Source organism: Kocuria sp. CH-021, from assembly GCF_049716185.1.
GTDB classification, from domain to species: domain Bacteria; phylum Actinomycetota; class Actinomycetes; order Actinomycetales; family Micrococcaceae; genus Kocuria; species Kocuria cellulosilytica.
In genome coordinates, this window is record NZ_JBNAFK010000025.1 from 1 (window position 1) to 23,993 (window position 23,993).

Consider the following 23,993-nt stretch of genomic DNA (forward strand, 5'->3'; position numbering starts at 1 on the left):
CCCCCCCCCCCCCCCCCCCCCCCCCCCCCCCCCCCCCCCCCCCCCCCCCCCCCCCCCCCCCCCCCCCCCCCCCCCCCGTCCACCCGCCCCTCCGACTCCGCCGTCCCTCTGACCCCCTCCCCCGTTCCCACCCTCCTCGCCATCCCCCATCCCCGACGAAGGAACCCCCAAGATGAGCAGACGAGCCCCCTTCCTCCGCGCCGGGGCGGCCACCGCCGTCGCCGCCCTGTGCCTCACCGTGGCCCCCCAGGCCGCGACCGCCGCCCCCGACTCCCGGCCCCCCGGCCTGGCGAAGCAGGACACCCTGCGCTGGAACACGCCGGAGGACTTCCGCATCGGCAGCGCCGTGGCCGGCGGAGGCCACCACACCAGCGCCGACTACCCGGAGCCCTTCCCCTCCGACCCCGAGTACCGCTCGGTCCTGGCCCGGGAGTTCAGCTCCCTGACCCCGGAGAACCAGATGAAGTGGGAGTTCATCCACCCCGAGGAGGGCGTGTACGACTTCGGCCCCGCCGACGACATCGTCGACTTCGCCGAGGCCAACGGGCAGGTCGTGCGCGGCCACACCCTCTTCTGGCACAGCCAGAACCCCGACTGGCTCGAGAACGGGGACCACACCCCCGAGGAGCTGCGGGCCCTCCTCAAGGAGCACATCTACACGGTGGTCGGCCACTACGAGGGCCGGATCCAGCAGTGGGAGGTCGCCAACGAGATCTTCGACGACAGCGGGAGGCTGCGCACGCAGGACAACATCTGGCTGCGCGAGCTGGGGCCGGGGATCATTGCCGACATCTTCCGCTGGGCCCACGACGCGGACCCGAACGCCCAGCTGTTCTTCAACGACTACAATGTGGAGGGCCTCAACGCGAAGTCCGACGCCTACTACGCCCTGATCCAGGACCTGCTCGCCCAGGGCGTGCCCGTCCACGGCTTCGGCATGCAGACCCACCTGGGCCTCCAGTACGGCTTCGACGGGCGGATGCAGCAGAACCTCCAGCGCTTCGACGACCTCGGCCTGGAGACGGCCGTCACCGAGATCGACGTCCGCGGCCCGGTCGGTGCGGACGGGCAGATGAGCGAGGAGCTGCGGCAGAAGCAGGCCGACTGGTACCGCATGGCCCTCGAGGCGTGCCTGGCCGTGGAGGACTGCAACTCCTTCACCGTGTGGGGCGTGCTCGACGAGCACTCCTGGGTGCCGAACACCTTCCCCGGCTACGGGGACGCCCTGACCATGGAGGGCGACCACGAGCGCAAGCCCGCCTACGACGCGCTGCAGGAGACCCTGGTCCGGTCCCAGCCGGGCGGCGACGCGAAGTGGAAGCACCACCCCGCGTTCCGCTGAGCCGATCGTCCGGCCGGAGCGCGGCGGGGCCCGCTCGCACGAGCGGGCCCCGCCGTCGTCCCCTGTGGGGACCGGCCGCGGGGCGCCGGCGGATCAGCGCGGGAGGATCAACGCGGGAGGATCAGCGCCGGTCGATCCAGCGGGCCGGGGAGTCGTAGATCGGCTCGAGCGCCGTCGCGGCCGCACCGGTCAGGGCGGGACGGGCGTCCGCCGCCGACCGCTGGATCTCGACGGGCCCCACCTCCGCCGTGAGGGCGTGCGCCTCGAGGACCTCGCGCAGCACGGGCTCCAGCTCCGGCGCGATGGGGGCGAAGTACCCGGACAGCACGACCGTCGACAGGTCCAGCAGGTTCATCGAGTTCGCGAGCACCACGCCCAGGGGCCGCCCGATCATCTCCATGACCGCCGCCCGGCTCCGCAGCCGTTCGGCCGTGGCCGCCACGAGGTCCTCGATCCGGACGTCCTCCGGCAGTCCCGTCCTGCCCCGCAGCGCGTGGTAGCTGGCGTAGGCCTCGAGGCAGCCGCGCCGGCCGCACCGGCACAGCTCCCCGCCGGGGGTGATCGTGACGTGGCCCAGCTCCCCGGCCCAGCCGTGCTCGCCCCGGTGGATGCGCCCCCCCAGGACCACGGCGCCCCCGATGCCGGTCTGGCCGTGCAGGAACAGGAAGGACTCCCCGGGCCGGCGCAGGACCTCCGTGCGCGCGGCGAGCATGCTGTCGTTGCCGGCGGTCAGCGCCGCCGCCCGGAACGGCGGGAGCCGGCGGAGCCGCTCGACCAGCGGGACGTCCCGCCAGGCCAGGTTGGGGGCGGAGAGCACGGTGGCGCGGTCCGTGGAGAGCCGGCCGGGGACCGAGACGCAGACCCCGGCCAGGGGCACGTCCCGGCGCGGGGACAGGGCGGTCTCGAGCAGCCCGGCCAGCACGGAGGCGACCTCGTCCACGGAGGCCCCGGCGAAGGCCCCGAACCGGGACTCCTCGTGCAGGACGCGGCCGCCGAGGTCCGTGACGAGGCACGCGAGGTGGTCGGCGGCGATCTCCAGGCCCACGCCCAGCACGGTCCCCCGGGCCACAGTCAGGGGGATCATCGGCCGGCCGGACACCCGGGCCGCCGCCTGCTGCCCCTCGACGAGCAGCCCCGCCGCCAGCAGCTCCTGCACCAGCTTGGAGACCGTGGGCTTGGTGAGGCCCGTGCGCTTCGCGAGCCCGGCCCGGGAGACCGGGGCCTCCGCCCCGGCGACGGCGCGGAGCACGGTGGAGAGGTTGTGCTCCCGCAGGTGGCTCGACTGCACGGGCGGCTCTCCTCTGGTGCGGGCGGGGACGGGTCCGGCGCGGATCCCGGCCGACCGGCGGGAAAGAAAAAACTCCCGCCGCTCTTTCCCCACGGTACTCCAGCACCTAGAGTAAGTAACGGTAACTAACCCAAAGGGAGAGGAACTCCGATGCCCACTGCGTCCCCCGCCACCTCGGCGTCCAGCACGCTCGTCCCGTCCCCCGCGGACAAGTTCTCCTTCGGTCTCTGGACCGTCGGCTGGGCGGCCCGCGACCAGTTCGGCACCGCCTCCCGGCCCGACCTCGACCCGCTCGAGTCCGTGCGGAAGCTCAAGGAGCTCGGCGCCTGGGGCTTCACCTTCCACGACAACGACCTGATCCCCTTCGACGCGTCCGAGGCGCAGCGCGAGAAGCTGATCGGGCAGCTCAAGGAGACCATCGACGAGACCGGCATGGTCTGCGAGATGGTCACCACCGACACCTTCGCGGAGCCGGTCTTCAAGGACGGCGCCTTCACGTCCAACGACCGGCGGGTCCGGCGCTACGGCCTGCGCAAGGTGCTGCGCAACGTGGACCTCGCCGCCGAGCTCGGCGCCACGACCTTCGTGATGTGGGGCGGGCGCGAGGGCACCGAGTACGACTCCTCCAAGGACCTCTACGCGGCCCTCGACCGCTACGCCGAGGGCATCGACACCGTGGCCGGGTACATCAAGTCCCAGGGCTACGACATGCGCATCGGGATCGAGCCGAAGCCCAACGAGCCCCGCGGCAACATCTTCCTGCCCACCATCGGGCACGCGCTCGCCTTCATCGACCGGCTCGACCACGGGGACGTCGTCGGCGTGAACCCGGAGACCGGGCACGAGCAGATGGCCACCCTCAACTACACGCACGGCCTCGCCGAGGCGCTGTGGTGCGAGAAGCTGTTCCACATCGACCTCAACGGGCAGAACGGCCCGATGTACGACCAGGACCTGGTGTTCGGCCACGGCAACCTGATCAGCGCCTTCTTCACGGTCGACCTGCTGGAGAACGGGTTCCCGTCCAAGCCGGGGGCCTACCAGGGGGCCCGGCACTTCGACTACAAGCCCTCCCGCACCGAGCACGTCGACGGCGTCTGGGACTCCGCCGCGGCGAACATGCAGATGTACCTGCTCCTGAAGCAGCGGGCCGTGGCCTTCCGCCAGGACCCCGACGTGCAGGAGGCCATGGAGCAGTCCGGCGTCCTCGAGCTCGGCGAGCCGACCCTCGCCGAGGGCGAGGACCTGCAGGCCTTCCTGGCCGACCGCAGCGTCTACGAGGACCTCGACCTGACCGGGCCCTCCGAGCGCAACTACGGCTTCGTGCGCCTGCACCAGCTCGCCGTCGAGCACCTCATGGGCGCCCGCGGCTGACCCGCCCGGGGCCCGGCACCCGCCCCCCCGCTCCCCCCGATCCCGGGTGCCGGACCCCGTCCCGGCCCGGCCCGGCGCACGCCCCCCTGCGCCGGGCCGGGCACCTCCTGTCCCTTCCCGCGGCCTCCCCGGCCGCCCCGCCCCGACCCCGCACCGAGGTTCTTCATGGCACGCACGACCGTCCTGGGCATCGACTCCTCCACCCAGTCCACCAAGGCGCTGCTCGTCGACGCCGGCACCGGCGAGGTGCTCGCGCAGCGCCGCGCCGCCCACCCCGACGGCACCGAGGTGGACCCGCGCGCCTGGCTCGCCGCGCTCGACGACGCCGCCGGCCCCTTCCTCGACGAGGCCGCCGCAGTGTCCGTCGGCGGCCAGCAGCACGGGATGGTCGCCCTCGACGAGCAGGACCGCGTGGTGCGCGACGCGCTCCTGTGGAACGACACCCGCTCGGCGCCGCAGGCCCGCCGGCTCGTCGAGGAGATGGGCGGCGCGGCCGCCTGCGCCGAGGAGCTCGGCAGCGTGCTGGTCGCGTCCATGACGTCCACCAAGCTGCGCTGGATGGCGGAGCACGAACCGGAGCACGCCGCCCGCACCCACCGGGTGCTGCTGCCCCACGACTACCTCTCCTGGCACCTCGGCACCGACAAGGGCGCCTTCAGCACCGACCGCGGCGACGCCTCCGGCACCGGCTACTTCTCCACGCGCACCGGCGCCTGGAAGCACGAGCTCGTCGAACAGGCCCTCGGCCACGACGCCGAGCTGCCGCAGGTGGCCGCCGCCCCGCACGAGGCCGTGGGCCGCACGGCCGCCGGGGCGGTGCTCGCGGCCGGCACCGGCGACAACATGGCCGCCGCGCTGGGCCTCGCGCTCGGCCCCGGGGACGTGTCCCTGTCGATCGGCACCTCGGGGGTCGCGGCCATGGTCTCGGAGACCCGCACGGCGGACCCGGCCGGGCTCGTGACCGGCTTCGCCGACGCCACCGGCCGGTACCTGCCCATGGCCACGACCCTCAACGCCGCGCGGATCCTGGAGTTCGGGGCTCGGGTCCTCGGCGTCGACCACGCCGGGCTCTCCGCCCTGGCCCTGGCCGCCCGCCCCGGGGCCGGCGGCGTCACGCTGCTGCCCTACCTCGACGGCGAGCGCACCCCCGACCGCCCCGAGGCCCGCGCCACCCTGGACGGGATGTCGTCGCGCACCGGCCGCGAGGACATCGCGCGGGCCTGCGTGGAGGGCCTGCTCTGCTCCCTCGCCGACGGCGTGGCGGCGCTCGAGCGGACCACCGGCACCGCCGCGGAGCGGATCCTCCTGATCGGCGGCGGCGCGCAGTCCGAGGCGGTGCGCCGGCTCGCCCCGGCCGTGCTCGGCCGGCCCGTGCTCGTGCCCGCCCCCGGGGAGTACGTGGCCCTCGGGGCCGCCCGGCAGGCCGCCTGGGCCCTCTCGGGCGCCGAGGAGCCCCCCGCCTGGCCGCTCGCCGGCGCCCGGGAGCACGAGGCGGAGCCGACGCCCGAGGTCGTGGAGGCCTACCGCACCCTGCGGGACCGGACCGCCGGCTGGTCCCCCTCCTCCGCCGGAGACCGCCATGAGCGGTGAGACCGCCCCGCAGGACTTCGGCACGCTGCCCGACGGCCGACCGGTCACGGCGCACACCCTGCGCGCCCCGGGCGGGCTGAGCCTGCGCGTGCTCGACCTCGGCGCCACCGTGCAGGCCCTGCACGTGCCCGACGGCTCCGGCGGCAGCACGAACGTGGTCCTGGGCCACCCGGACGCCGCCGGCTACGCCGCGCACGCGGACGCGTACCTGGGCTCGGTCGTGGGCCGCTGCGCCAACCGGATCTCGGGCGCCCGCTTCCGCCTCGACGGCGAGCCCGTGCAGCTGGCGGCCAACGAGGGCGGCAACACCCTGCACGGAGGACCCGACGGCTTCCACCGCCGCACCTGGCAGGTGCTGGACGCCGGTCCCGACCGGCTGGTGCTGGAGCTGGTGAGCCCGGACGGGGACCAGGGCTTCCCCGGCCGGCTCGTCCTGCGCGCCGTCTACGCCGTCGCGGAGGACGTCGTGAGCCTGGACCTGGAGGCCCGCACCGACGCCCCCACCGTGGTCGGACCCGCGAGCCACGTCTACCTCAACCTCGCCGGGGAGGGCTCCGGGACCGTCGACGACCACCGGCTCACCGTCGAGGCCGACCGGTACCTCCCCGTGGGCCCGGACGGCCTGCCGCTGGGCGGCCTCGCCGCCGTGGCCGGGACGCCGTTCGACCTCACGGCACCGGCCCGGATCGGGGACCGGGTGCGGGCGGAGCACCCGCAGACGATCGCCGTGGGCGGGATCGACCACTCCTTCGACCTGCGGGGGACGGGCCTGCGCCGGGCGGCGCGGCTGGAGCACCCGGTGAGCGGGCGGTCCGTGGAGCTGTGGACCGACCAGCCGGCCCTGCAGGTCTACACGGGCAACGCCCTGGACGCCGCCGGAAGCTCGGGGCGCCGGTACCGCCAGGGCGACGGCGTGGCCCTGGAGCCCCAGCGCCACCCCGACTCCCCCAACCGCCCCGAGCTCTCCGACCCCGTCCTGCGCCCGGGCGGGACCTACCGCTCCCGCACCGAGTGGCGCTTCCGGCCCTGAGCGCTCAGCCCAGCGCGTCCTCCAGCACGGCCAGCACCTCGGAGGCGCTCCCCGCGCCGAGGAGGGCCTGCCGGCAGGACTCCCCGGCCAGGGCCTCGGAGAGCTCGGCCAGCAGCTCGAGGTGCTCGTCCCCGGACCGCTCCCGGGGGAGGGAGATCAGGAAGACGAGGTGAACGGGCTCGCCGTCCAGCGCGTTCCACTCCACGCCGTCCCTGCTGCGGGCAAAGGCGACCATCGGGCGCTCGGCCCCGGCGGACCGGGCGTGCGGCAGCGCCACGCCGTGACCCACCCCGGTGGAGCCCTCCTCCTCCCGGGCCAGGGCCGCCGCGACGGTCTCGTCCGCGTCGTAGGCCCGCCCCGTGTGCGCGCCGAGCTCGGCGAGCTGGCGGATGACGCCGTCCCGGTCCGCGCCGTGGACGTCCAGGAGCACGGTCGACTCGCTCAGGTGCGCCAGGACGGACCCGGGAGGTCCCGGGGAGTCGTCCGCGGTGCGGGAGGTCCTGTCGCTCATGTGCTGTCCCATCGGTGGAGGCGGACGGGCGGCGCGGCCCCGCCGTGCCGGCTGCGGCACCGCTGCGCCCTGGTGGGGGCCAACATACGGCGGGCGGCACCGTGCGTCCACCGGTCGGGACGGAACCCGATCCCGATCCCGTCGGCAAATATTGTTGAACAATCTTGACGGACCAGGCATGCTGGAGGGACCGACGTGACAAGGAGCACAGCATGTCCCCCTCCGACATCGATCTCAACGCGGACTGCGGCGAGTCGCTCAGCGCCTGGGCCATGGACGGCGACGAGGCCGTCCTGCACGTGGTCAGCAGCGCCAACGTGGCCTGCGGCTTCCACGCGGGGGACCCCACGGTCGCCCGCCGGACCTGCACCGTGGCCGCGGAGCAGGGCGTGGCCGTGGGCGCCCAGGTCTCCTACGACGACCTGAAGGGCTTCGGGCGCCGCTTCATCGCCGTGCCCCGGGCGGAGCTGAGCGACCAGCTGGTCTACCAGATCGGCGCCCTCCAGGCCCTGGCCCGCGCCTCGGGCACCCGGGTGAGCTACGTCAAGCCGCACGGCGCCCTGTACAACGCGATCGTCCACCACGAGGAGCACGCGGGCGCCGTCGTGGACGCCGTGCGCGACGTCGACGACGCCCTGCCGCTGCTGGTGCTGCCCGGCTCCGAGATCGAGCGGCAGGCGCGGGCGGCCGGGCTGCGCACGGTCCGCGAGGCCTTCGCGGACCGCGGCTACACGCCGCAGGCCACGCTCGTGCCCCGCACCGAGGCCGGCGCCGTGCTGCACGACGCCGAGGCGATCGCCGCCCGCGTGGTGCGGATGGCCGTCGAGGGCGTCGTCGAGGCCGTCGACGGCTCCCTCGTGGCGGTGGACGCCCAGAGCATCTGCGTGCACGGGGACACCCCCGGCGCGCTGGCCATCGCCGAGCGCGTGCGCCGCGCCCTCGAGGAGGCCGGCCTGCGGGTCGGCAGCTTCCTGTGAGCGCCCCGGCCGGCGGGCCCCGCGGGGTCCGGCCGCTCGGCCCGCGCGCGGCGCTGGTCGAGTGCGCCGACCTGCACGACGCCGTGGCGGTGCACGCCCGTCTCGCCGGCGCGGACCTGCCCGGGCTCGTGGACTGCGTGGCCGGCGCGCGGACCGTGGTGGTGCGGGCGAGCACCACCGCCGCCCTGGCGGGCATCGTCCGCGCCGCCCGGGCCGTGCCCCGCGGCAGCGCCGGCACCGGTGAGGCCCGCACCGTGACCGTCGACGTCGTCTACGACGGCGAGGACCTCGCGGCGGTCGGCGAGCTCACGGGCCTCGGCGCGGACGGGGTGGTCCGGGCCCACTCGGAGCAGACGTGGACCGCGGCCTTCGCCGGCTTCGCCCCCGGCTTCTTCTACTGCGTGGGCGACGCCGAGGACGGCCTCGACGTCCCGCGCCGGGACACCCCGCGCACCGCCGTCCCCACCGGGTCGGTGGCCCTGGCCGGCCGGTTCTCCGCCGTCTACCCCCGCAGCTCCCCCGGCGGCTGGCAGCTCATCGGGCGCACGGCGGCGCGGATGTTCGACCTCGACCGCGACGACCCGGCCCTGCTGCGCCCCGGGGACCGGGTGCGCTACCGGCCCGTGCGCGAGCTCGCGGAGATCACCCCGGGCGCCGCCGTGCCCGCGCCCGTGCGGGGGCCGCACCTGGCGGTCGGGTCCCCCGGGCTGCAGACGCTGGTCGAGGACCGCGGCCGCGCGGGCTCCGCCGCGCTGGGCGTCTCCTCCTCCGGCGCGCTCGATCCCGCCGCCGCCGCCTCGGCCAACCGGCTCGTGGGCAACGGCCCGGGAGCGGCGGTGCTGGAGAACCTGCTGGGCGGGCTCGAGCTGACCGCCCACGGCGAGCACGTCCTGGCGGTCACCGGCGCGCGGACGGCGCTGACGGTGACGGGCCCGGCCCCGTGGCGCCCCCCGCTCGGCACCCCCTTCGCCCTGCGCGACGGCGAGCGGCTGGCCGTCGGCGCCGTGACGGCCGGGGCGCGGGTCTACGTGGGCGTCCGGGGCGGCCTCGCGGTCCCGCCGGTGCTGGGCAGCCGCTCCGCGGACACCCTCGCGGGGCTGGGCCCGGATCCGCTCGCCGCCGGCGACGCCCTGCCGGTGGGACCGGACCCGGGCACGGCCGTCCGGCACCCGGAGCCGGTGCCCCACCCGCCCGAGGTGTCCTCGGTCCGCGTGGTCCCGGGTCCCCGCGACGACTGGTTCACCCCCGCCGCCGTGGCGTCGTTCTTCGCGCAGGCGTGGGAGCTCGCCGCCTCCGCCGACCGCGTGGGCGCCCGGCTGGAGGGCGAGCCGCTGGCGCGGGAGCGCACGGACGAGCTGCCCAGCGAGGGGACCGTCCCCGGCTGCGTCCAGGTCCCGCCCTCGGGCCTGCCGGTCGTCCTGCTGCAGGACGCGCCCACCACCGGCGGCTACCCCGTGCTCGGCGTGGTGCACCCGGAGGACCTGCCCGTGCTCGCCCAGCTGCGCCCGGGCGACCGCCTGCGCTTCGTGCGGGTCCCGGCGCCCGAGCTCGGCGCCCCGGAGGACCCCGCCGGGACCGCCGGGCCGCCCGGCACCCCCGGCACCACCACCGAGAACTCCACCGACCTCTCCACCGACACCTCCCAGGAGTAGCACCGTGCGCAAGATCCTGATCGCCAACCGCGGGGAGATCGCCGTCCGCGTCGTCCACGCCTGCGCCGAGGCCGGCCTCGAGTCCGTGGCCGTCTACGCCGACCCCGACGCCGACGCCCCGCACGTGGCGCTGGCCGACGAGGCGTACGCCCTGGAGGGCACCTCGGCCACCGAGACCTACCTGGACGGGGAGGAGGTCCTGGCCATCGCGCTCCGGTGCGGCGCCGACGCCGTGCACCCGGGCTACGGGTTCCTCTCCGAGAACGCCGGCTTCGCCCGGGCGGTGATCGAGGCCGGCCTCACCTGGATCGGTCCCTCCCCGGAGACCATCGTGCTGCTGGGGGACAAGGTCGCCGCCCGCGAGATCGCCCGGCGGGCCGGCGCCCCGCTCGTGCCCGGCAGCGACGGGCCGGTCGAGTCCGCGGAGGAGGCCCGCGCCTTCGCGCAGGAGCACGGCCTGCCCGTGATCGTGAAGGCCGCCCACGGCGGCGGGGGCCGTGGCATGCGCGTGGTCCGGGAGCTCGACCAGGTCGAGGACGCCTTCCGCTCCGCCGCCCGCGAGGCGCAGAGCGCGTTCGGCCGCGGCGAGTGCTTCGTGGAGCGCTTCCTGGACCGCCCGCGGCACGTGGAGGCCCAGGTCGTGGCCGACGCCCACGGCCACGTCGTCGTGCTGGGGACCCGGGACTGCTCCTTGCAGCGCCGCCACCAGAAGCTCGTCGAGGAGGCCCCCGCGCCCTTCCTCACGGACGACCAGCGCGAGCGGATCGCCGCGGCCGCGGAGGGCATCTTCCGGGAGGCCGGCTACGTGGGGGTGGGCACGGCCGAGTTCCTCGTGGCCCCGGACGGGCTGATCTCCTTCCTGGAGGTCAACACCCGGCTGCAGGTGGAGCACCCGATCACCGAGGAGGTCTACGGCGTGGACCTGGTCCGCGCCCAGCTGACCGTGGCCGCCGGCGATCCCCTGCCGGTGCTCGAGACCCCGGCCGCCCGCGGGCACGCGTTCGAGTTCCGGATCAACGCCGAGGACCCCGGCCGCGGCTTCCTGCCCTCCGGCGGCACGGTCGAGGCCGTCGACACCCCCACCGGCCCGGGCGTGCGCGTCGACTCGGGGGTGCGCCGCGGCACCCGGGTGGCCACGACCTTCGACTCGCTCCTGCTCAAGCTCGTGGTCAGCGCCCCCGACCGCGCGCAGGCGCTCGTGCGCGCCCGCACCGCCCTGCGCGAGCTGCAGGTGCACGGCGTGGCCACCACGGTCCCGTTCCACCGCGCCGTGCTGGACGCCCCCGCCTTCACCGGGGACGACGAGCTCGGGGTGTGGACCACGTGGATCGAGGAGGAGTTCGCCGACCGGCTGGCCCCGGACGCCGGGTACGCCCGCGCGGACGAGCAGGGCCGCACCCGCTTCACCGTGGACGTGGACGGGCGGCGCCTGCGCATCGGGATCCCCGACGCCCTCGCCGCGGCCCTGGGCTCCGCGCCGGCCGCGGACGCGTCCCCCGCCGGGGCGGAGCCCGCCGACGACGGCGCCGTCACCGCGCCCTTCGCGGGCACGCTCGTCTCATGGCTGGTGTCCGAGCAGGACGAGGTGGCCGCGGGCCAGGACGTGGCCGTGCTGGAGGCCATGAAGACCGAGACCCGGGTGTCCGCCCCGCGGGCCGGGACGGTCCGCGAGCTCGTGGTGGGGCCCGGGGACGCGGTGCAGGCCGACCAGGTGCTCGCCCGGCTGTCCTGAGCGGGCCCGGCCGCCGCCCGTCCGGGCGGCGGTCACTCGGGCAGCAGCTCGTCCAGGTCGGGCGCCTCCTCGATGAGACCGTGCTGCACGGCGAGGTCCGCGAGCTCCTGCACGGACTGCCGGTTCACCTCGGTGGGGTAGGACGGCAGGACGAGCTGGTCGATCAGCTCCTCGTCGAGCTGCGTGTAGCTGGGCAGGACGGCGCGCACCTCGTCGGGGTTCTCCTGCGCGTACTCGAGGGACCTCTCGATGGCCGTCCGGAACGACTCCACCTTCTCCGGCTCCTCGGCGACCACGTCGTCCGTGGTGAAGTACACGGCCACCGTCAGGTTCTCGATGGGGAAGGCGTAGTTGGAGACGGCCGAGCGCGCCCCGTCCTGCAGGGCGATGGTCCGGAAGGGCTCGATCGACCCGATCGCGTCCACCTCGCCCCGGTCCAGGGCCGCCGGCATGTCGGGCAGCGGGATCTCGACGAACTCGACGTTCCCGGGATCCCCGCCCTGCGCCTCGATGGCGGCGCGGATGGTGGTGTCGCTGATGTTGTTCAGGGTGTTCACGCCGACGGTCCGGCCCTCCAGGTCCGCCGCGTCCTGGATGTCGCTGTCCCCGCGCACCAGGACGTCGGCGAAGTCCTCGCCCTGGACGCCCGTGGAGTTGTTGGCGTTGGCGACGATCTGCAGCGGCAGCCCCTGGGAGCGGGCCACGATCAGCGACGTCACGTTGCTGAAGCCGAAGTCCAGCTCCCCGCTGACCACGGACGGCACGATGGCCGCCCCGCCCTGGGCCTGGGTGATGTCGAGCTCCAGCCCCTCCTCCTCGAAGAAGCCCTGCTCGATCCCCAGGTAGAGCGGTGCCACGTCGGTGCTCGCGATGACGCCGATGCTGACCGTGGTCAGCTCGCCGTCCCCGGCCGCGCCCCCGCCGGAGTCCCCTCCCCCGCACGCGGTCACGGTCAGGACGGCGGCTGCGGCCAGTGCTGCGCGGGTCTTCGGCATCGGGGCCTCCAGGGTTCGGGACGGATGTGCTGGAAGCCTAGAGGACGGCCCGGGTCCACCACCAGGGTGCCGCTGCGCGGCCCGGCCCCGCGGGATGCCAGGATGGTGGACTGATGAACACCGTGGAGAACGAGTTCCTGATGACGGCCGTCGCGCAGGCCGGGCCCGCGCCGCAGGCGGAGGCCATCCCGTGGGCCGTGGACGTCCTGCGCCAGGGCGTCGTGGCCGGCCGGCTGCCGCCCGGGACCAGGCTATCGGAGGCCCGGGTCAGCGAGGCGCTGCGGGTCTCCCGCAACACCCTGCGCGAGGCGTTCACGATCCTCGTCGGGGAGAACCTGCTGGTCCGGGTGCCCAACCGCGGGGTCTCGGTGGCCCGGCCCGGCGCGGACGACGTGCGGGAGATCCACCGGGTGCGGCTCGCGCTGGAGACCTCGGCGCTGCGCTGGTCCGAGCCCGCCCCCCAGCCGGGCCTGCACGCCGCCGTCGAGGACGGCCGGGCCGCCCGCCGCCGGCAGGACGTCCAGGGCATGGCCGACGCGAACCAGCGCTTCCACCGCGGCGTGGTGGAGCTGGCCGGCTCGGCGCGCCAGGACGAGCTGATGTCCCGGACCCTCGCCGAGATGCGGCTCGTGTTCTACTCCATGCGGCAGGACCTGTCCTTCCACGCGCCGTACATCGAGCGCAACGCACGGATCCTCGAGCTCTTCGAGCAGGGCCGGCGCGAGGAGGCCGCCGTGCAGATGCACGACTACCTGGCGGCCTCCCGGCAGCAGCTGCTCAACGTCCTGGAGGGGCCCCCTCCGGCCGCGGTCAGGGCACCTGGTACTGCCAGTTGGGCAGGTCCGTGACCAGCATGTGCCCCGGGGCGTGCCCCAGGGCGAAGGGCACCCCGGAGGCGAGCACCGCCGCCTGGGGCGTCACGCCGCAGGCCCAGAACACGGGCAGGTGCCCGGCCGGGACCTCCACGGCGTCCCCGTAGTCCGGCGCGGCGAGGTCGCGGATGCCCAGCTCCTGCGGGGCCCCGACGTGCACGGGGGCTCCGTGCACCGCGGGATAGCGCGAGGTGATGCGCACGGCGTCCGCCACCCGGTCCGCCGGGACCGGGCGCATGGACACGACCAGCGGCCCGGACAGCCGCCCGGCGGGTGCGCACGGGCGGTCCGTGCGGTACATCGGGACGTTGACGCCCTGGTCGATGTGGGCCACCGGGATCCCGGCCTCCTGCAGCGCCGCCTCGAAGGTGAAGCTGCAGCCGAGGGCGAAGGTCACGAGGTCCTCCCGCCACACGTCGAGGAGGTCCGTGCGGGTGCCCGCCGCCGCGCCGTCCCGGTAGACGGTGTAGCGCGGGACGTCGGTGCGGACGTCGCCCCCGCCCAGCAGCGGTCCGGTCACCTCGCCGGCCTCGAGCACGCCCAGCACCGGGCACGGCTTGGGGTTGCGCTGCGCGAAGAGCAGGACGTCGAACGCCCAGTCCTGCGGGACCACGATCAGGTTCGCCTGCGCGAAGCCGTCGCACCAGCCCGACGTGGGCGTGACCAGGCCGCTGCGGAACATCGCCCGGGCGGCGGCCGGGGCCAGGGCGGCACGCTCCCGGCGCTCCGGCGCTCCCACCGCGCTCATGCCCACAGCGCGGCGATGCCGCTGAGGGACTGGTATCCCAGGTAGATGGTGAGCAGCCACACCACGGTGCCGATCAGCGCGAGCCAGGTGGGGTACCGGTAGCCGCCCAGCAGGTCCTGCCGCCGCCAGGCCACCCACAGCAGCACCGCGAAGCCCAGCGGCAGGATGAGCCCGTTCACGGCGCCCGCCACGATGAGCAGCGTGGAGGGCGCCTGCCCGAGCAGGGCGAACACGGTGGCCGAGACCACGATGAACGCGACGGTCATCAGGTTCCGGGTGCGGGGCGCCGTCCGCGAGGTCGTGAGGAAGGACACCGAGGTGTAGGCGGCGCCGATGACCGAGGAGATGGACGCCGCCCACAGGATGACGCCGAACAGGCGCAGGCCGACCTCGCCGGCGGCCGAGAGGAACGCCTGGGCGGCCAGGTTCTCGCCCGAGAGCTGGGCCCCGCCGGCCACCACGCCGAGGATCGCCAGGAACAGCAGGAAGCGCATCACGCCGGTGAGCACGATGCTCACCACGGAGCCGCGGGAGATCTGCTTGACGCTCTCCACCCCCGTGATCCCGGCGTCGACGATGCGGTGGGCCCCCGCGTAGGTGATGTACCCGCCCACGGTCCCGCCGATGAGGGTGGTGATGACCAGGAAGTCCACGTTCTCGGGCAGCACCACGTTGCGCAGCGCCTCCCCCACCGGGGGGCGCGAGACGATCGCGACATAGGTGGTCACGATGAGCATGAGCACGCCGAGGACCACCACGATGCGGTCCAGGGCCACGCCGGCGCGCTTGCTGACGAACACGCCCACCGCGATCAGCGCGGTGATGAGGCCTCCCCAGGTGGGGTCGAGCCCCAGCAGGGCGTCCAGGCCGAGCCCGCCGCCGGCGGTGTTGCCCACGTTGAAGACGAGCCCCCCGGTGGCCACCAGCGCGGCGATGAACCAGCCGAGGCCCGGGAGCACACGGTTGCCGAGCTCGTGGGCCTTGAGCCCGGAGACGCCGATGATCCGCCAGACGTTCAGCTGCACGGCGATGTCGACGACGATCGAGATGACGATGGCGAACGCGAAGGCGGCGCCCAGCCGGACGGTGAAGTTCGCGGTCTGGGTGATGAACCCGGGACCGATGGCGCTGGTGGCCATCAGGAAGAGGGCGCCGAGCAGGGCGGAGCGGTTCACGGCCCGCATCGCCGCGGGACTGCCGACCGCGCTGCGGCCCTCCGGGGCGGGCGGGACGGGGGCGGAGCTGGACATGCGGTCTCCTCGGGACGGGGCGACCTGCACCGGGGCCCGGCGCCGGCCACCCTGGATGTGGCCGCGGTCACTGTCCTGCCAGTGTAGTGATTGTTGAACAATCTGCACAGGGTGCCCGGAGAACTTTCCGTCCGGGCGGGCAGCGGCGGCGGAGGACCAGGACGAGGGCCCCGGCCGCTGTCCGCGGACGAGGCCCTCCGGGTGCCGCGGCCGGTCAGGCCGTGCCGGCCGCCAGGTCGCGGATCTCGGCGAAGTGGCAGGCCGAGGGGTGCCCCTGTCCCCGGTCGACGAGTGCCGGGACCTCCTCGGCGCAGACGTCCTGGGCCTTCCAGCAGCGCGTGCGGAAGCGGCAGCCCGAGGGCGGGTCCGCCGGGCTGGGCAGGTCGCCGCTGAGCATGATCCGCTCCCGCGACCCGCGCAGCGCGGGCTCGTGCACCGGCACCGCCGAGAGCAGGGCCTGCGTGTACGGGTGCGCGGCCCGCTCGTAGATCGCGTCCCGGTCCCCGGTCTCCACCACGCCGCCGAGGTACATCACGGCGACCCGGTCGCTGAGGTGGCGCACGACCGAGAGGTCGTGGGCGATGAACAGGAAGGACAGCCCGAACTCGTCCTGCAGGTCCTGGAGCAGGTTGATCACCTGGGCCTGGACGGACACGTCGAGGGCGGAGACGGGCTCGTCGCAGACGATCAGCTCGGGCCGCAGCGCCAGGGCGCGGGCGATCCCGATGCGCTGGCGCTGCCCGCCCGAGAACTGGTGCGGATAGCGGTTGGCGTAGTCGGCGCGCAGCCCCACGCGCTCGAGCAGGTCCCGCACCCGCGCCCCGCGGTCCTTCCGGTCGAGGGTGTTGGGGTGCACGTCCCAGGCCTCGGCCACGATGTCGCCCACCGTCATCCGCGGGTTCAGCGAGGAGTACGGGTCCTGGAAGATGATCTGCACGTTGCGCCGGTACTCGCGCAGCTCGCGGGCGGACATCGCCGCGACGTCCCGGCCCTTGTAGAGCACCTGCCCGGCGGTGGGCCGCTCGAGGGCCATCACGAGCTTCGCGACCGTGGACTTGCCCGAGCCGGACTCGCCGACCAGCCCCAGCGTCTCGCCGGCGCCCACGGTGAGGTCCACGCCCTCGACCGCCCGCACCTGCCCGATCGTGCGCCGCAGGACGATCCCCTGCGTGAGCGGGAAGTGCTTGGTCAGCCCGCGCACCTCGAGCAGCGGCGCCTGCCCCGTCGTCGTCCCCTCGGGGACCGGTGCCGTCTCAGCCATGGGCGAGCTCCTCGCTGTAGTGGCAGGCCGCCGTGCGGCCCGGGACGATCTCGCGCAGCGCCGGGACGTCCCCGGCGCAGTCCCCGCCGGGGACGGCCGCGGACCCGGAGCGGGCCATCGGGCAGCGCGGGTGGAAGGCGCACCCGGAGGGGATGGCCGAGAGGTCGGGCGGGGTGCCGGTGACCGGGTGCAGCCGCTCGCCCTGCGACTCGAGGCTCGGCATCGAGGCCATCAGCCCCTTGGTGTAGGGATGCAGCGGGGCGGCCAGCACCTCGTCGACCGTGCCGTTCTCCACGATGCTGCCGGCGTACATCACGGCCACCCGGTCGGCGACCTCGTTGACCACCCCGAGGTCGTGGGTGATGAGGATCATCCCCATCCCCGTCTGCTCCTGCAGCTCGGTGAGCAGGTCCATGATCTGGGCCTGCACGGTGACGTCGAGCGCGGTCGTGGGCTCGTCGGCGATGAGCAGGTCGGGGTCCAGGGCGATGGCCATCGCGATCATCACGCGCTGGCGCATCCCGCCGGAGAACTGGTGCGGAAAGGCGTCGACGCGCTCGCGGGCCGCGGGGATGCCGACCCGCTCCATGAGCTCGACCGCCTTCTCCCGGGCCTCGGCGCGGGAGGCGCCGCGGTGGACGCGGAACAGCTCCCCGATCTGGTGGCCGACCGTGAAGACGGGGTTGAGCGCGGACAGCGCGTCCTGGAAGACCATCGCGATGCCCGGCCCGCGCACGGCCCGCTGCTCCTTGCGGGTCATCGTCAGCAGGTCCTGGCCGCGGAAGCGGATGGCGCCGCGGGTGATGCGCGCCGGGGGGACGTCGAGGATGCCCATGACCGCCTGGGCGGAGACGGACTTGCCCGAGCCGGACTCGCCGACGATGGCGAGGGTCTCCCCCGGGCGGACGGCGTAGGAGATGCCGTTGACGGCCCGGACGGTGCGGCGGCGGGAGCGGAACTCGACCGCGAGGTCCTCGACCTCGAGGACGGGCGACTGCGCGGCGGGCGGCTCCGCGGCGGCCCCCGGGGTGGGGGCGGGAACGGGGTGCGAGGGGTTCATCGGCGCAGTTTCGGGTCGAGGGCGTCGCGCAGCGCGTCTCCCATGAGGATGAACGCGAGCACGGTCAGGGACAGGAAGAGCGAGGGGAACAGGATCAGGTGCGGGGCGTCCCGCAGCCGGTTCTGGGCGGCGTTGATCTGCAGCCCCCAGGAGATCTCGGGCAGCTGCAGGCCCACGCCCAGGAAGGTCAGCGTCGCCTCGGAGGCGATGATCGTGCCCACCGCGATCGTGGCGTAGACGAGCACGGGGGCCACGGCGTTGGGCAGGATGTGCCGGACGATGATCCGCCCGGTGCGGGCCCCGAGGGCCCGGGCGGCCTGGACGTAGTCGGACTGCTTGACCCCGATGACGTTGGAGCGCACCAGGCGCATCGCGGTCATCCAGCCGAAGGCGATCAGCGCGAGCGAGACCTCGAGCACCCCGCGCTCGGGCAGCACGGAGAGCAGGATGATCGCGCCCAGGATCAGCGGCAGGCCGTAGAAGATGTCGGTCACGCGGGCCAGCAGCGAGTCGATCCACCCGCCGTAGTAGCCGGCCAGCGCGCCCACGACCACGCCGATGGCGAGGACGCCGAGGACCGAGAGGAAGCCGATCGCCAGGGACACCCCGGCCCCGTGCACCACGTTGGCGTAGTAGTCGCAGCCCTGGATGTCGAAGCCGAACGGGGCGCCGGGCTGCGGGCCGTCGCCGGAGCGGGCGAGGTCGCAGACCCGCGGGTCGGTCGAGGTGAACAGCCCCGGGGCCACCGCCATGGTCGCGAAGACCAGGAACAGCAGCGCGCCGACGAGGAAGAACGGGTTGCGGCGCAGCTGCCGCCAGGCGTCCTGCCACAGGCTGGTCTGCTCGATGTCCCCGGCCGCGGCCGCCGAGGCGAGCTCGTCGGCGCGGTCGTCCACCCGGTCGGCGTAGGTCTCCCGGTGCACGCCCTCCGGGCGGGCCTGCTCCTCGAGGGCGTCCGTGCGGGGGTCATTCATAGCGGATCCTCGGGTCGAGGGCGGCGTAGAGGACGTCGACCACCAGGTTGAAGAAGATGTAGAAGAACACGAACAGGGTCACGATCCCGACGACGACGGCGCCCTCCTGGCGCAGCACCGCGTCGTAGACCGCCCGGCCCAGGCCGGGGATGTTGAACACCGACTCGGTGACGATGGCCCCGCCCATCAGCGCGCCCAGGTCGGCGCCGATGAAGGTGATCACGGGGATGAGGCTGTTGCGCAGGGTGTGCTTGCCGACCACGCTGACCTCGCTCAGGCCCTTGGCGCGGGCGGTGCGCACGTAGTCGCTCTGCAGGTTCTCCGCGAGGCTCGTGCGGGTCAGCCGCGCCACGTAGGCCAGGGAGAGCGCCGCGAGCACCAGGCCCGGCAGGACGTAGCTGTACCAGCCCTGGGAGATGCCCGCGATCGGGAACCAGCCCAGCCGCACCCCGAGGACGTACTGGGCGAGGAAGCCGAGGACGAACACGGGGATCGAGACCACCACCGTGGTCGAGACGAGCACCAGGTTGTCGAAGAACGACCCCCGGCGCAGTCCCGCCAGGACGCCGGCCGCGATGCCGATGAGGATCTCGAAGGCCACGGCCACGAGGGCCAGGCGCGCGGTCACGGGCAGCCGGTCCAGGATCGTGTCCAGCACGGGCCGGCCGGAGAAGTCGGTGCCGAAGTCGCCCTGCACGAGCCCGGCGAGGTACTTCAGGTACTGGATCAGCAGCGGGTCGTCGAGGTTGTACTCGGCGCGCAGCTGCGCCTGCACCGCCTCGGAGAGCGGGCGGTCCCCGCCCAGGGCTCGGATGGGGTCGCCGGGCAGCGCGTAGACCATCGAGAAGATGAGCAGGGATGCCCCCAGCAGCACCGGGATGGTCAGCAGCAGACGGCGGATGACGTACCGCCCCATGGGTCTCCTTCGTTCACGGTCGGAGCGCTCGGTCGGAGCGCTCGGTCGCACGCGCGGGCCCGGGACGCCCCGATCGGGGGCGCCCCGGGCTCAGCGCCGGGTCACTCCGAGCCGACGACGACGTCCTCGACCTCGACGCGCCCGAAGCTGTTGACGTACACGTCGCTGACGTTCTCCGAGTGGGCGTACTGGACCAGCCCGAAGAACAGCGGAGCGGCCGGCATGTCGGCCAGGAGCAGGTCCTCGGCCTCCTGGTAGGCCTGGATCGCCGCGTCGATCGAGTCGGCGGCGTTGCCCTCCTGCAGCTTGGCGTCGAACTCCTCGTTCGAGTAGAAGGTCACGTTCGAGCCGGCCGGCGGCAGGGCCGCGGTGGAGTAGGTCGGGCCGAGCATGTTCTCCATGACCGGGTAGTCCATGATCCAGCCGGAGCGGAACGGGCCGGTCATGCCCTTCTCGTCCTGCTTGGGCAGGTACTCGGCGAACTGGAGGTCGCCGCGCAGCTGGTACTCGACCCCGAGGTTCTCGCGCAGCTGGTTGCCCACGGCCTGCATCCACTCCTCGTGCCCGGCGCCGGCGTTGAACCACAGGTCCACGGGCTCGGACTTGTCGAAGCCGGCCTCCTCGAGGAGGCGGTTGGCCTCCTCGACGTTCAGCTCGCAGGCGTCGCAGGCGTCCTCGCGGTGGCCGTCGATCACGGGCGAGACGAAGGACGCGGCCGGGGTGCGGGAGCCCTGGAAGATCGCGTCGGTGATCGCCTGCCGGTCGATCGCCATGGAGAACGCCCGGCGGACCTGCGGGTCGGCGAAGCGCTCGTCGTAGGTCGGGAAGCCCAGCGAGGTGATGTCGCCGCGCGGGGTGGTCTTGAACCGCTCGCCGAACTGGTCCTCGGCGGAGGCGATGGCGTCCGGCGGGATCTGGTCGACCACGTCGAGGGAGCCGGCCTGCAGGTCGTTGTAGGCGGTGTTGATCTCGGTGTAGACGCGGAACTCCACGCCCGCGGCCTTGGCCGGCTCCTCGCCGCCGAACTCCTCGTAGCGGGTCAGGGTGATGCCCTGGCCCTCCTGGAAGGCCTCGTCCGCCTTGAAGGGGCCGTTGCCGACCGGCTGCTCGCCGAAGCCCTCGGGGTCGTCGAAGAACGCCTGCGGCAGCGGGAAGAACGCCGTGTAGCCGAGGGTCGTGGGGAACTGCGCGTAGGGCTCGGTGAGGGTCACCCGGAACGTGGTGTCGTCGACGACCTCCAGCCCGGACATCTCCGTCCCGGCGGGCTCCTGGCCCTCCTCGGCCTGCAGGTCCTCGTAGCCCTCCACGTTGGCGAAGAAGTAGGAGTTGCCCTGGGCGTTCGTGCTGTTGGCCACGTAGTTCCAGGTGTCGACGTAGCTCTGCGCGGTCACCGGGGTGCCGTCGTGGAAGGTCCAGCCGTCCTTGAGGCTGACGGTCCACGTCTTCTGGTCCTCGGACTCCACGGACTCCGCGACGCCGGTGTAGACGGCCTCGTTGCTCTCGCGGTCGTACTCGACGAGGCCGGTCCACAGCGCGTCGACGACCTGACCGCCCTCGGTCTCGCTGGTGTTGCCGGGGACCAGCGGGTTCTCGGGCTCGCCGATGTACGCGCTGAAGGTGCCGCCGCCGTCGCCGCCGTCGGCACCGGCCTCGCCGCCGCCTCCCCCACCGCACGCGGTGAGCAGCAGGGCTCCGGAGAGCACCACTGCCGTGCCCGCGATCCGCTTCGTTCTCATCGTTTCCTCCATGGTCGATATGGGCCCGCCGGGAGTGCTGGGTTCGCAGTCCGAGGGGGACGGGGCCACGCCGGGGCGAGCACGGGGCTCGCACGTCGTGGAGCACAGGGCTCCGGGCCCGACGTGACGGAGATCACCGTCCGCCGCGCCCAGGAAGAAACCTATGGTCTCCGGCCGCGGGACGGGAGCAGACACGCCAGAAGAAACAGGAACTGCCGGTATCAGTTACCCATTCGTAACCCCGGGGTCGGGGACGGCGGGACCTCGACCGGACGGGTCGCGGCCCGGACGGCTCCGCACGGCCGGGCCCGGCCGCGCGGACGAGGACCGGGGGCGGGAGGCCTCCCCGGGAGCGGTGCTCGGCTCAGACCGCGGCGGCCAGCCCGCCGGGCCCGAGCCCGGGGTCCGACGGGGCGTCCGCAGGGTGCCGCAGCACCGACTGCAGCTCCGCGGTCTCCGCGCCGGACGCCTCGGCGAGGCGGGCGAGCGGGACGCCGTGCCGCGCCGCGGTGCGGATCTCGGCGTGCAGGGCCTCCACCGCCCGGTCCAGGGACCAGCGCGCCGACTCCAGGGCGCCGTCGAGGGGGGCGACGTCGAGACCGATGCCCACCTCCTCGCCCGAGGCGGCGGCCTCGAGGGCCTGGTCGAGCGCCCACTCCGCGGCCTCGGCCTCCCCCGCGGCGGTGAGGACCCGCTGGAGCAGCCCGGCGCGCTGGAAGCGGAGGTCGCCGCCGGGACGGTCGGAGCCGGGCCCGGCCGGACCCTCCGGGGGCGCCGGCGGCACGGCGGGCTCCGGGAGGAGCGGGACGTGCACGAGGTCGGCCGACCGGGTCGACTGCGGGGACAGCGCCTTGCTCATCATGGATCCTTCCTGGAGAACTGCTGCTGCGGCCCCGCGCCGGCGCCTGCCGCAGCCGGGCGGGGCCTCGCTCCCATCGAACCAGCCACCCCGGCGAAGGTCCAGGAAGATCCCGGTGAACACCGCACAAATCCTCGTGTGACCTGGGACAACGCCCTCCCGGAAAGTGGACAGGAGCCGTTCCTGCTCCTAGGGTCGAGGAGGCCCGAGGGGATCCGGGACCGACGCCGCACCGGGCTTCCCACCCCGGGGCACCGACGTCCGCGCCGTTCCTGCCCCAGGGACCGGCCGGGCGCCCCGCCCGGCCGCCCGGAGCCCCGCGAGCCGCCCCGTCCACGCGCCCCCTGCGCACACCCCCCGCGCACGCCCTCGTGCACGACCCGCCGGTCCCCGCCGGCAGCGGTCACGCCCCCGTGCGCTCCCCCGCCCCCCGGAGACCCCCCTTGAGCCGAACGACCGAAGCCCCCGCCCCCGGCGCGGCCCGCACGAGCGGTGCGGCGCCCGCCCGCAGGCCCCGCCTCATCGCCGTGGACGCCGCCCGCGGCCTGGCGCTGATCGGCATGATCGCGGTCCACGTCCTGCCCGTCCACGACCCCGAGACCTTCGAGCCCACCCTGCAGTGGAGCCTGTTCGGCGGGCGCGCCGCGGCGTTGTTCGCGCTGCTGGCCGGGCTGAGCCTGGCGTTCTCCTCGGGCGGGCGCACACCGCACCGCGGCCGCGCCCTCACCGCCACCCGCGCCGGACTGGTGGTCCGGGCGCTGCTCATCACGTCCGTCGGACTGGCGATCAACCAGGTCATGCCGTCCCCGGCGCCCGCGCTGGGCATCCTGGTCTACTACGGCGCGTTCTTCCTGCTCGCCGTTCCCCTGCTGGGCCTGCGGCGCCGCGCCCTGGCCGCCGCCGCCGCGGGCGCCGCGGTCCTGGGCCCCGTGCTGGTGCACGTGCTGGGGCCCGCCCTGCCCCGGCCCGAGGTCGCCAACCCCACTCTCGACAGCGTGCTCGCGGATCCCGGCGCCGCCCTGGCCCAGGTGCTGCTGACCGGGACCTATCCGGCCGTGCCGTACCTGACCTACCTCTGCGCCGGCCTGCTCCTCGGCCGGACGGACCTGCACGAGGTCGTGGTGCGGGTCCGGATCGCCGTGACCGGTGCGGTCCTCGCGCTCGGCGCGTGGTTCGTCTACTGGGTGCTGGTCCTGCAGACCGGCGGCTACGACCGGCTGATGCAGCACACCCCGTGGCTGAGCGAGGACCAGATCGACGAGATCATCGTCTGGGGGCCGAGCCCCGACCTGCCCACCTCCACCTGGTGGTGGCTGCTCACCCCCGGCCCGCACAGCAACACCCCGGTGACGCTGCTCATGGACCTGGGCACCGGCCTGGCCGTGCTGGGGCTCTTCCTGCTCCTCGCCCGCCCGAACCGGCTGTGGACGGTGCTGGCCGCCATGGGCGGGCGCACCCTGACCCTGTACTCGGCCCACCTGCTCGCACTGGCCACGGCGGTCCACGACGACGACCGCCTGCTCTGGTTCGCGGTGCACGTGGCCGCGGCCGCGGCCTTCGCCGTGCTGTGGCAGAGAACGCTCGGCCAGGGTCCCCTCGAACGGGGGATCGCGGCCGCCGTGCGCGGCACCCGCCGGCTGGTGCTCGGCGCCTCCGACCGGACGGCGGGCCCCTCCCGGGCCCGGAGTTCCGAGCCGGCCTAGAGCGGCCGGGCGGGGCCGGGACCGCCGCGCGTCCGGCCGGTCCGGTGCACCGAAAACGCCGCGCGGGCACGACCGGCCGGTGTGGCCCCTGACACATCGCCGCGCGGCGGGCTATGCTCTCGC

The 23,993-nt window shown here is 74.5% G+C and carries 20 protein-coding genes; 9 read left to right on the plus strand and 11 right to left on the minus strand.

All coding sequences use genetic code 11. The features are described from left to right. Window positions 1-172 precede the first annotated feature (172 nt). Window positions 173-1,342 carry an endo-1,4-beta-xylanase gene (locus tag ACPYN7_RS15810; RefSeq protein WP_424348270.1) on the plus strand — a complete coding sequence of 390 codons (1,170 nt, stop codon included), beginning with the start codon at window positions 173-175 and terminating at the stop codon, window positions 1,340-1,342. 121 nt (window positions 1,343-1,463) lie between these two features. Here the strand turns inward: ACPYN7_RS15810 and ACPYN7_RS15815 are convergent, their stop codons facing one another. After that, window positions 1,464-2,630, minus strand: coding sequence for an ROK family transcriptional regulator (locus ACPYN7_RS15815; protein WP_424348271.1), 1,167 nt, complete (start codon window positions 2,628-2,630; stop codon window positions 1,464-1,466). A gap of 150 nt (window positions 2,631-2,780) precedes the next feature. Between ACPYN7_RS15815 and xylA the strand changes: the two genes are divergently transcribed. The 3 genes from xylA (at window position 2,781) to ACPYN7_RS15830 (ending at window position 6,624) form a co-directional block, all read left to right on the plus strand. Beyond that, entirely contained in the window at window positions 2,781-4,004 is a 1,224-nt protein-coding gene (gene xylA, locus ACPYN7_RS15820; RefSeq protein ID WP_424348272.1) for a xylose isomerase, read from the plus strand. Window positions 4,005-4,169: 165 nt separating this feature from the next. Then, a complete protein-coding gene (xylB, locus tag ACPYN7_RS15825; RefSeq protein WP_424348273.1) occupies window positions 4,170-5,594 on the plus strand; it encodes a xylulokinase in 1,425 nt (474 codons plus the stop codon). Next, window positions 5,584-6,624 carry an aldose epimerase family protein gene (locus ACPYN7_RS15830; protein ID WP_424348274.1) on the plus strand — a complete coding sequence of 347 codons (1,041 nt, stop codon included), beginning with the start codon at window positions 5,584-5,586 and terminating at the stop codon, window positions 6,622-6,624. The genes xylB and ACPYN7_RS15830 overlap by 11 nt, the downstream gene beginning before the upstream one ends. Before the next feature lie 4 nt (window positions 6,625-6,628). Here the strand turns inward: ACPYN7_RS15830 and ACPYN7_RS15835 are convergent, their stop codons facing one another. Beyond that, window positions 6,629-7,135, minus strand: coding sequence for a PTS sugar transporter subunit IIA (locus tag ACPYN7_RS15835; RefSeq protein ID WP_424348275.1), 507 nt, complete (start codon window positions 7,133-7,135; stop codon window positions 6,629-6,631). Between the two features lie 212 nt (window positions 7,136-7,347). Between ACPYN7_RS15835 and ACPYN7_RS15840 the strand changes: the two genes are divergently transcribed. The 3 genes from ACPYN7_RS15840 to ACPYN7_RS15850 are packed head-to-tail and all read left to right on the plus strand — an operon-like array spanning window position 7,348 to window position 11,496. Then, complete coding sequence (locus ACPYN7_RS15840; RefSeq protein ID WP_058873038.1) at window positions 7,348-8,112, plus strand: LamB/YcsF family protein; 765 nt, start codon at window positions 7,348-7,350, stop codon at window positions 8,110-8,112. After that, window positions 8,109-9,764, plus strand: coding sequence for a 5-oxoprolinase/urea amidolyase family protein (locus ACPYN7_RS15845; RefSeq protein ID WP_424348276.1), 1,656 nt, complete (start codon window positions 8,109-8,111; stop codon window positions 9,762-9,764). Before ACPYN7_RS15840 ends, ACPYN7_RS15845 begins: the two co-directional genes overlap by 4 nt. A gap of 4 nt (window positions 9,765-9,768) precedes the next feature. Further along, window positions 9,769-11,496: an acetyl/propionyl/methylcrotonyl-CoA carboxylase subunit alpha gene (locus ACPYN7_RS15850; protein WP_424348277.1), complete on the plus strand. Its 1,728-nt coding sequence runs from the start codon at window positions 9,769-9,771 to the stop codon at window positions 11,494-11,496. A gap of 32 nt (window positions 11,497-11,528) precedes the next feature. Here ACPYN7_RS15850 and ACPYN7_RS15855 read toward each other — a convergent pair whose 3' ends face one another. After that, the gene (locus ACPYN7_RS15855; protein ID WP_058873036.1) at window positions 11,529-12,491 is read right to left on the minus strand and encodes an ABC transporter substrate-binding protein; all 963 of its coding nucleotides are present in this window, start codon (window positions 12,489-12,491) and stop codon (window positions 11,529-11,531) included. 113 nt (window positions 12,492-12,604) lie between these two features. Here ACPYN7_RS15855 and ACPYN7_RS15860 point away from each other — a divergent pair, with 113 nt between their 5' ends. Next, entirely contained in the window at window positions 12,605-13,339 is a 735-nt protein-coding gene (locus ACPYN7_RS15860) for a GntR family transcriptional regulator (RefSeq protein WP_424348278.1), read from the plus strand. On the opposite strand, the gene ACPYN7_RS15865 is transcribed toward ACPYN7_RS15860, so the two are convergent. The 8 genes from ACPYN7_RS15865 to ACPYN7_RS15900 form a co-directional block, all read right to left on the minus strand. After that, on the minus strand, window positions 13,302-14,111 hold the full coding sequence (locus tag ACPYN7_RS15865; RefSeq protein WP_424348279.1) for a putative hydro-lyase: 810 nt from the start codon (window positions 14,109-14,111) through the stop codon (window positions 13,302-13,304). The genes ACPYN7_RS15860 and ACPYN7_RS15865 overlap by 38 nt on opposite strands. Further along, window positions 14,108-15,361 (minus strand): NRAMP family divalent metal transporter, encoded by a 1,254-nt coding sequence (locus tag ACPYN7_RS15870; RefSeq protein WP_197412633.1) that lies wholly within the window; start codon window positions 15,359-15,361, stop codon window positions 14,108-14,110. Before ACPYN7_RS15870 ends, ACPYN7_RS15865 begins: the two co-directional genes overlap by 4 nt. A gap of 214 nt (window positions 15,362-15,575) precedes the next feature. Beyond that, entirely contained in the window at window positions 15,576-16,622 is a 1,047-nt protein-coding gene (locus tag ACPYN7_RS15875; RefSeq protein ID WP_058873035.1) for an ABC transporter ATP-binding protein, read from the minus strand. Further along, window positions 16,615-17,682 (minus strand): ABC transporter ATP-binding protein, encoded by a 1,068-nt coding sequence (locus ACPYN7_RS15880; protein ID WP_424348280.1) that lies wholly within the window; start codon window positions 17,680-17,682, stop codon window positions 16,615-16,617. The genes ACPYN7_RS15875 and ACPYN7_RS15880 overlap by 8 nt, the downstream gene beginning before the upstream one ends. Beyond that, window positions 17,679-18,656, minus strand: coding sequence for an ABC transporter permease (locus ACPYN7_RS15885; protein ID WP_424348281.1), 978 nt, complete (start codon window positions 18,654-18,656; stop codon window positions 17,679-17,681). Before ACPYN7_RS15885 ends, ACPYN7_RS15880 begins: the two co-directional genes overlap by 4 nt. Continuing rightward, window positions 18,649-19,572 carry an ABC transporter permease gene (locus ACPYN7_RS15890; protein ID WP_424348282.1) on the minus strand — a complete coding sequence of 308 codons (924 nt, stop codon included), beginning with the start codon at window positions 19,570-19,572 and terminating at the stop codon, window positions 18,649-18,651. The genes ACPYN7_RS15885 and ACPYN7_RS15890 overlap by 8 nt, the downstream gene beginning before the upstream one ends. 101 nt (window positions 19,573-19,673) lie before the next feature. Further along, window positions 19,674-21,308, minus strand: a complete 1,635-nt coding sequence (locus ACPYN7_RS15895) for a peptide ABC transporter substrate-binding protein (protein ID WP_424348283.1) — start codon at window positions 21,306-21,308, stop codon at window positions 19,674-19,676. Window positions 21,309-21,672: 364 nt separating this feature from the next. Beyond that, entirely contained in the window at window positions 21,673-22,167 is a 495-nt protein-coding gene (locus ACPYN7_RS15900; protein WP_424348284.1) for a hypothetical protein, read from the minus strand. Window positions 22,168-22,610: 443 nt separating this feature from the next. On the opposite strand from ACPYN7_RS15900, the gene ACPYN7_RS15905 reads away from it, so the two are divergent. Continuing rightward, a complete protein-coding gene (locus tag ACPYN7_RS15905) occupies window positions 22,611-23,870 on the plus strand; it encodes a heparan-alpha-glucosaminide N-acetyltransferase domain-containing protein (protein WP_424348285.1) in 1,260 nt (419 codons plus the stop codon). Window positions 23,871-23,993 lie beyond the last annotated feature (123 nt).